General features: G+C 45.3%; 10 protein-coding genes. 6 read left to right on the forward strand and 4 right to left on the reverse strand.

The window, feature by feature from the left end; all coding sequences use genetic code 11:
- Positions 1 to 37: 37 nt before the first annotated feature.
- From rpsP to QT974_RS06705, 6 genes are all read left to right on the forward strand, one after another.
- Entirely contained in the window at positions 38 to 322 is a 285-nt protein-coding gene (gene rpsP, locus QT974_RS06680; protein WP_293157400.1) for a 30S ribosomal protein S16, read from the forward strand.
- On the forward strand, positions 294 to 779 hold the full coding sequence (locus tag QT974_RS06685) for a KH domain-containing protein (RefSeq protein WP_333467737.1): 486 nt from the start codon (positions 294 to 296) through the stop codon (positions 777 to 779). Before rpsP ends, QT974_RS06685 begins: the two co-directional genes overlap by 29 nt.
- A 524-nt stretch (positions 780 to 1,303) precedes the next feature.
- A complete protein-coding gene (locus QT974_RS06690) occupies positions 1,304 to 2,257 on the forward strand; it encodes a PhoH family protein (protein WP_333467738.1) in 954 nt (317 codons plus the stop codon).
- Positions 2,258 to 2,414: 157 nt separating this feature from the next.
- On the forward strand, positions 2,415 to 2,819 hold the full coding sequence (locus tag QT974_RS06695; protein WP_333467739.1) for a ChuX/HutX family heme-like substrate-binding protein: 405 nt from the start codon (positions 2,415 to 2,417) through the stop codon (positions 2,817 to 2,819).
- A 237-nt stretch (positions 2,820 to 3,056) separates the two neighbouring features.
- Positions 3,057 to 3,836: a DUF6816 family protein gene (locus QT974_RS06700; RefSeq protein WP_333467740.1), complete on the forward strand. Its 780-nt coding sequence runs from the start codon at positions 3,057 to 3,059 to the stop codon at positions 3,834 to 3,836.
- 353 nt (positions 3,837 to 4,189) lie between these two features.
- Positions 4,190 to 4,930 (forward strand): hypothetical protein, encoded by a 741-nt coding sequence (locus tag QT974_RS06705; RefSeq protein WP_333467741.1) that lies wholly within the window; start codon positions 4,190 to 4,192, stop codon positions 4,928 to 4,930.
- Between the two features lie 42 nt (positions 4,931 to 4,972).
- Here the strand turns inward: QT974_RS06705 and QT974_RS06710 are convergent, their stop codons facing one another.
- From QT974_RS06710 to acpP, 4 genes are all read right to left on the reverse strand, one after another.
- A complete protein-coding gene (locus QT974_RS06710) occupies positions 4,973 to 5,338 on the reverse strand; it encodes a hypothetical protein (protein WP_333467742.1) in 366 nt (121 codons plus the stop codon).
- A gap of 14 nt (positions 5,339 to 5,352) precedes the next feature.
- Positions 5,353 to 5,730, reverse strand: a complete 378-nt coding sequence (locus QT974_RS06715; protein ID WP_333467743.1) for a papain fold toxin domain-containing protein — start codon at positions 5,728 to 5,730, stop codon at positions 5,353 to 5,355.
- Positions 5,731 to 5,936: 206 nt separating this feature from the next.
- A complete protein-coding gene (gene fabF / locus QT974_RS06720) occupies positions 5,937 to 7,190 on the reverse strand; it encodes a beta-ketoacyl-ACP synthase II (protein ID WP_333467744.1) in 1,254 nt (417 codons plus the stop codon).
- A gap of 97 nt (positions 7,191 to 7,287) precedes the next feature.
- Positions 7,288 to 7,542: an acyl carrier protein gene (gene acpP, locus QT974_RS06725; protein WP_333467745.1), complete on the reverse strand. Its 255-nt coding sequence runs from the start codon at positions 7,540 to 7,542 to the stop codon at positions 7,288 to 7,290.
- Positions 7,543 to 7,717 lie beyond the last annotated feature (175 nt).

Below are 7,717 nucleotides of genomic sequence, written 5' to 3' on the forward strand. Positions count from 1 at the left end.
GTATGTCACAATTAGAATAGGACTATTGTGCAAGAAGATGATCAAACTGCGATTGAAGAGATACGGAAAAAAACGCGAGACCAGCTACCGGATTGTAGCGATGAACAGCTCCACCCGCCGCGACGGCCGTCCCCTAGAAGAACTCGGCTTCTACAACCCCAGAAATAACGAAACCAGGCTGGATGTTCCAGCGATTGTCAAGCGCCTCCAAGAAGGCGCTCAGCCAACTGACACCGTGCGTGACATCCTGAGAAAAGCCAATGTATTTGAACAAGTCGGAGCCGGAGCCAACGTTGAATCCAGCACAGCAGCAGTCAGCTAGTCCCAATTACGCTGGACTGGTTAAGTTTTTAATTGGGCCTTTTTTAGAGTCGCCCGGGTCTTTGCGGGTAGATTGCGAACTGCACCCGCGCCAATCCCGGGTCTGGGTTCGGCTCGCTTTTGAAGAACCCGACAAAGGGCGGGTTTACGGTAGGGGCGGACGCAATATTCAGGCAATTAGAACTACCCTCGAAGCGGTGGCGCAAACGGCCGGTCAGTCGCTCTACTTAGATATATATGATGGTGAAGCGGGCGATCGCGGCTCCGGCCCACCTAGGGGCGATCGAGACCGCGATCGCGACCGCCAAGACCGCGGTACCCGCGAGCCGCGAGGCGATTTCCGACCCCGGACGCCGCCTCCGTCGCCGAGTCCCTTAGCTAGCAGAACTCCCAGAGAACAACCTCGCCGTACTAACACACCTACGTTTAGAACGAGCAGAAATACTCCGGGTTATTAACTGCTAAACTCAGCAACAATTTTAGATTTTAGATTGCCTGTTGTAGACTTTGTATTACAAGCTACGTTTGATTTGAGAACAGCCTCCAAGGCGATCGGACACAAATGTAAAATTAAAAAGCTCTAATCTCAGCCCAATGAGGTAAATCTAAAATCTAAAATCTAAAACTTGTTCCAAGACCGAAGTCGAAAAATCTAAAATCTAAAATCTAAAGTTGCCTGACTTCATAGAAGGGAGATTTGATTTGTGCCCCAAGCACCAAATTCATTTGCGATTTAAATAGCAAAGACGCCTTAGATACTAGGTAAAAGCTAGTACGGGGCGTCTTTTTGTTCGCAAAAGAGGCTAATTTAAGGAGATTTCTTGCATAAATCTTTGATGAGTGCCTAAACCCCAGATTTCAGGCAGATACAACAGACAATGCAGCCCAGATAATTTCAAGAATGGCGAGCTTGGGAATGCAATGCAAGTCTAGGGTTTAAGTGTTAACTTTTAATTGCTTACTTGGAGGAGCTCATGTTGGCATGACTGAAAAACTAACGATAGAGTTACCGAACACTCAAAGCGCCATGTCGCTGGCTGGAAATCAAGAAGAAAACTTGAAAATTATTTCTAAGCAAACCGGTGCTAACCTGGTAATGCGAGGTCAAGAACTGCTGATTTCAGGCACAAAAACTCAAGTAGAATTGTGTCATAAATTAGTGCGATCGCTCTCCGACTATTGGAAATCGGGCAAAACCATCACCGGAGTAGAAATCCAAACGGCACGCTACGCATTGGATACCAACCGCCAAGAAGATTTGCAAGACTTGCAGCGAGACGTACTCGCCAAAACCCGCCGCGGCGAAGAAATTCGTGCTAAAACCTTCAAGCAGCGCCAGTACGTCCAAGCAGTACGCACCCACGACTTAACATTTTGCATCGGCCCGGCTGGTACTGGCAAAACATTTCTAGCAGCTATTTTCGCAGTGCAAGCACTGTTAAGCAAGCAGTACGAAAAGCTAATTTTAACCAGGCCAGCCGTAGAAGCAGGCGAAAAATTAGGATTTTTGCCTGGAGATTTGCAGCAAAAAGTCGATCCCTATTTGCGCCCGCTTTACGACGCCCTCCAAGAAATAATCGACCCCGAAAAAATGGCCGATTTAATGGAAAGAGGCTTGATCGAAGTAGCTCCTTTAGCTTATATGCGAGGGCGCACTCTCAGCAATGCTTTCGTAATTTTAGACGAAGCTCAAAATACAACGCCTGCTCAGATGAAAATGGTATTGACTCGTCTGGGCTTTCGCTCAAAAATGGTAGTGACCGGCGATATCACTCAAACAGATTTGCCGGCACACCAACAGTCAGGCTTGTCAGTTGCTCAAAAAATTCTGGGTAACGTTGAAGGTATTGCTTTCTGTGAATTCAATCAGTCAGATGTGGTGAGACACCCGCTAGTACAGCGGATTGTTGCAGCTTACGAACTACATGAAAAATAGTCAGTTGACAGTTGACAGTTGACAGTGGGCAGTTGACAGTTGTCAGTGGGCAGTTGTCATTAGTCATTAGTTATTTGGTGTTTTGGGTTGTTATTACCAATTCCCAATTCCCAATTACCAATTCCCAATTCCCAATTCCCAATTCCCAAATTAAATTATGCCTAATCTCAAAGAATTCTTAGAAGCTTGCGAAAAATTGGGAACGCTGCGTTTGATCGTGACTAGCAGCGCCGCTGTACTGGAAGTGCGCGGTTCAATTCACAAGCTGTTTTATGCAGAGTTGCCCAAGGGAAAATATGCAAATATGCACGCCGAAATATTTGAGTTTCACCTAAATATGGACAAAATTAAACAGGTGAAATTCGAGACAGGCGAGGCAAAAAGAGGCAATTTTACAACCTATGCAATTCGTTTCCTCGACGAGCAAAATGATGCTGCGTTGAGCGCGTTTTTGCAGTGGGGGAAACCGGGGGAATATGAACCTGGACAAGTGGAAAATTGGCACGAATTGAAGGAAAAATACGGCGAGGTTTGGGAACCTGAACCTGTTGATGCCATTTAAAACTAACAAACAATAAAAAAGGTTTGTAGTGAGGACTTCAGTCCGCAAAAATCAGGACAGAAATCTTCATTAAAAAAGGTTTTTAGTGAGGAATTCAGTCCGCAAAAAGAAAGACTTGCATTCCTCACTAAAAACCTTCGATCGTTCGGACTTCAGTCCGCAAAAAGAAGGACTGAAGTCCTGACTACAAACGAATTAGAGAGAAATAGAAAGTTAGATGTTTGAATGTAATTTGGTATGAAGGTAATTTGGGGTTTTTGTCTGGTTTTGCTTGTCTTGCTGTGGGGTGGCGGTGCTAGGGCGGGGGTTTTGGGCGATCGCATTTCCAGTTTTCCCGATTGGGATAGCAAGCCTCCCATCGCCGTAGCTAAGGGAGATTTGGTGTACCCAGACTGGATGGCCGGAAGTTGGAATGTTGCGAGCACTTTGGTGGATTTAGCCGCGCCTTTAGCGCCCAATATTATCACACCCGGGTTTGAAAGCAACCGCCAGTATTTGCAGCAGCCGGTATTATTTCAAGTTCGATTTCAACCGGAAATCAATACTGGTCTTTTTTCTAATTATAGATATAAGGTAGCTAAGAAGATTGTGGCCGATCGCACTTTTAACGGTTTGAACATCGCCAAAGCCTATTTAGGCAACGGTGGCGTACTTTCGGTGAAAGTCGATCCGAACAATCCCAACCGCCAGATTACCATACTCAAAGGATCTCGCCAACTAATCTCGATTGTCACCAGTCGCGGCACTGAAACGCCGAATCCTCAGGAATTTGTATCTACAGAAATTTCTCAGCAGGTGTTTCGGGGCGAGACTGATATTTATTTAAACGAAGTGGAAACAACCACAGCTTATCGAGTGCTTGGAAGCGGGGAAAATGGATCTTCTGGAAGTAAAAAAATTGTAGCCGATCAGGTGACAGCAATTTATTTATCGCCGCAAGACCCGGATTACTTTGCTGCTGGGGGGCATCCTGTGGCTTTGTACCGATATCGCTTGGAGTTGGTGCCGGGAGAATAGGCTAATTCATGGTGAATTATTAGTATGGCAACTCTAGCGGGGCGAATGGCATGGGAACGAATAATACAAGCTATCTCAACTGGTATTAATCCAAAAGCCAGCGACTTTCAAATGTGGGCTGAGTCACAACAGAGATAACATCCTACTCAAACACCTAATGGCCCGTTAAAATATATTGATAAAAACCGAGTAGCTAGGTTAACGCTTAAACAGGGCACTCCAAGAGCTCCGAGAAGCAATCATCCTCATGTAGAGTTGAGAAATCCCAAAGGCAGTAGAATCGATCTACAAGGAAAGCTCGTTAATAGAAAAAGTCCAGCTAATCATACTCCTATTGATTGGGACATTTAAAAATGGAACGCTTAAACTACTGGCAGTTTCCGGGATTTGAAAATATTTATTTAGAGGATAGCTATGTACTTAGCATTAATGCTAAAATATCTATACAAATCCTTTTAGAAGCTGTCCTCACTGAGAATCACTCTCTATATACTCAACCCTTACCAGGGGAACAGTATTGTTATCGGCGGATGACAGTCAATTTCCCCCATCCTCAAACCTACGATTTGGTTCTGAACAACATCGATCGAATTGCAGATCCCGATGGTAGCGTTGATTGCGGGAACATAGACGAATTTTTTAGGGCGGATGACAAATACTATTTAAGAGGGGAATGGGGAGAACTTACTATAGTTTCCGATCCACCCATAATTTTTGATGTAGAAAACTATTTAATTGTCAAAAACGGCGAAAATTTTATTGAAATTAATAAGGATAAAATTACTGGTTTTGAATGGAAAAGGGCAGGAAAAGGAGCAATCAGTTTACTTTACGAAAACGATTCAGGAAATCCTTTATCTGTTCAAATTGAGGCTGATAAAGATCCAGAAGGCTTTAGAGCAGCTTGGGGATATATGAGGGAACTTGAAACAGCTTATACAAATGATTTGACTGAAGGCGAGTTGACTTTTGACAAAATTAAGCAGTATTACGCTGATAATTTGAATCAGGAAAATGTGCAAGCGTTTTCTGTTAAATATCCTAGCTCAGCGGGCGATCGATATTCGATTTCGGCAATTACTTCCGACAATTAAGGTGAAATATTTTTTTTGAAGTGAGGATTTGAGAGATTTGTGCTAATTGTGCTTGTCCTCAGCAATCTTAGCCTGATTCAGAAATTCTTCTAATAGTTTGAAGAATTTATCAAGCGCATCTTTTTCATCAACTGAAAAGAAGAGAATGATACTGTCCCATCCGTGAGTTGACGTAATTTTATATCTTTCCTGTATCCACTCTTGAAATCCATCAAGTTGTTGTTGTTGTTCTGTGTCGGGAAACCCAAGTTCCGCTCTAGCCGTTTCATATCCATCTAAAAATGCGCGCAGGCGGGTAATTGAACACTTGCCCAAATACATACCAGGTCTCTGTTTGATTCTTTGCAGTAAATCAAAGAAGTATTCAGATTTAACATCTAGTTTGTTAACATTCACTTCGGCTAGCATAAAAAAGTCTCCTATTAAAAGTCTTCTTCTATTACTATAAACTGTAAATCATTGAATAGCTTACCATGAAATAGCAGGTTTGTCATCCATTGCTCTCTGTTTAGCCCGTCCGGGTGATGGTTGTCAAAAATAATTTCTATGTTGTTGATAACAATAGCGATTCCTTCGTGACGACCATTTACTGAAATAGCCTCTCCCGGTACGCTATCATCATAAATCCCACTGTTCCGACCTCTTCCGTATCCTGTGTAGAGTTTTATGCGCTTTCCAGGAATTCCTTGACCTGTCAAGTAATCTTTGAGATTGGTGGCGCACTCAACACATTTAAAGTTTTCATAGCGATCGACAATAGCTTTGATTTGCAGTATTTGCTCAGCAGTAATCTCACTCATATCTCGCCACGACCAACAAATTGATGACTTACGCACGGGTTGCCAGAAACCGGGTTTTTTTAGGAAAATTATTCGCTGTAGCCCGCAGATTGGGTGAAAAACCCGGTTTCTTAGTCGCAGTGTACCCAACCTAAAATTCAACTAAAAAAATTAGAAGGTGAAAAACTAATTTTTCACCTTCTAGCTTGCGACTTTCCGATTTCGGGTTACGGAACAAACTTCTTGAATGCCAGAGTCACGTTGTGGCCGCCAAACCCAAAGGAATTCGACAGCGCCACATCAACTTTTAGATCGCGACTGGTATGGGGAATGTAATCTAAATCGCACTCTGGATCGGGATTTTCTAGATTGATTGTCGGCGGGACTTTATCGTTGGCGATCGCCATTACCGTCGCTACAGCCTCAATTCCCCCAGAACCGCCCAAAAGATGGCCGGTCATCGACTTGGTAGAACTAATTGCTACTTTGTAAGCGCTTTCTCCCAAAACCTTCTTAATTGCCTTTGTTTCCGTAGAATCGTTGGGAAGCGTGCTCGTGCCGTGAGCGTTGATATAGCTCACCATATCCGGCGTCAAACCCGCATCCTTGAGCGCTAAAGCGATCGCCCGCGATGCACCTTCGCCCCCCGGTACTGGGGATGTCATGTGGTACGCATCGCAGGTTAAACCGTAGCCGACGATTTCTGCGTAAATCCTGGCCCCTCGTGCTACAGCGTGTTCCATTTCTTCTAAAAGCAGAATTCCAGCACCTTCGCCGACGACAAAACCATCGCGATCGCGATCGAACGGACGGCAAGCATGAGTCGGGTCATCGTTACGAGTCGAAAGCGCCCTGGCCGCAGCAAAACCCGCCACGCACAAAGGTGTCACCGCCGCTTCCGTACCGCCGCAAATCATGGCTTGCGCATAACCGTTCTGAACCATGCGAAACGCATCGCCCACTGCATTCGACCCGGCCGCACAGGCTGTCACCGTGCAAGAGTTTGGCCCCTTGGCGCCCGTTTGAATCGCCGTCAGGCCTGCGGCCATATTCGCAATCATCATGGGAATCATAAACGGGCTGCATCGATCGGGGCCGCGAGTCAAATAGATCTCTTGCTGGTCTTCCAAAACCTTCAAGCCGCCAATGCCGGTGCCAAGAATGACACCCACCTGTTCTGCGTTCAGGTCGTTAATCTCAAACTTCGCGTCAGCCAGAGCTTGTTTGCTGGCTGATACCCCAAATTGAGCAAAGCGATCCATCCGCTTTGCTTCCTTGCGCTCTAAATACTCGTGAGGGTCGTAACCCTTCACCTCTCCAGCAATCCGGCAGTCGTGCCGCGACGCATCGAACAAGGTGATCGGGCCGATGCCATTCTTCCCAGCCAGCAACCCGTCCCAATATTCGGACAAGGTATTGCCGATCGGTGTAATCGCGCCGAGACCCGTGATAACAACGCGCTTACGCTCTTTATTTGTCATGATTTCAGTTTCAAAAAATTAAACACCCAGAACGCAGAACAAAAGAGGAGTTGTTAGTTTTTTAACTTTTCTCCTCTTATGGGAAAAGACAGGTATTTTATGCTTTCGGAGCTGCAAGTTTACTGCTGATGAAATCTACAGAAGCTTGAACCGTGGTAATTGCTTCGGCTGCTTCGTCGGGAATTTCAATATCAAACTCTTCTTCCAAGGCCATGACCAGCTCTACTGTATCTAAGGAGTCTGCTCCTAAATCGCTAGCAAAGTTGGCTTCGGGCTTGACTTCGCTCGGATCGACTTCGAGTTGATCTGCCACGATTTTCTTGACTCTAGCAAAAATGTCGTCTTGACTCATAACATCCTGTCCTCATTGGTTGCTGCGTATCTAATCTTATCCGAAACGGGGATCTTCGGGAAAAAGGCTTGCCGCTTTTCTAAGTGACCCTTGGTGTGGGGAGTGGGCCGCGGGCAAGGAGTGATATCGTTTCCGGTTGCATCAGAATGATTTAACCGCGAAGGCGCAAAGGACG

The sequence above is a fragment of the Microcoleus sp. BM001215392 genome (genome assembly GCF_036700185.1).
Lineage (GTDB): Bacteria > Cyanobacteriota > Cyanobacteriia > Cyanobacteriales > Microcoleaceae > Microcoleus.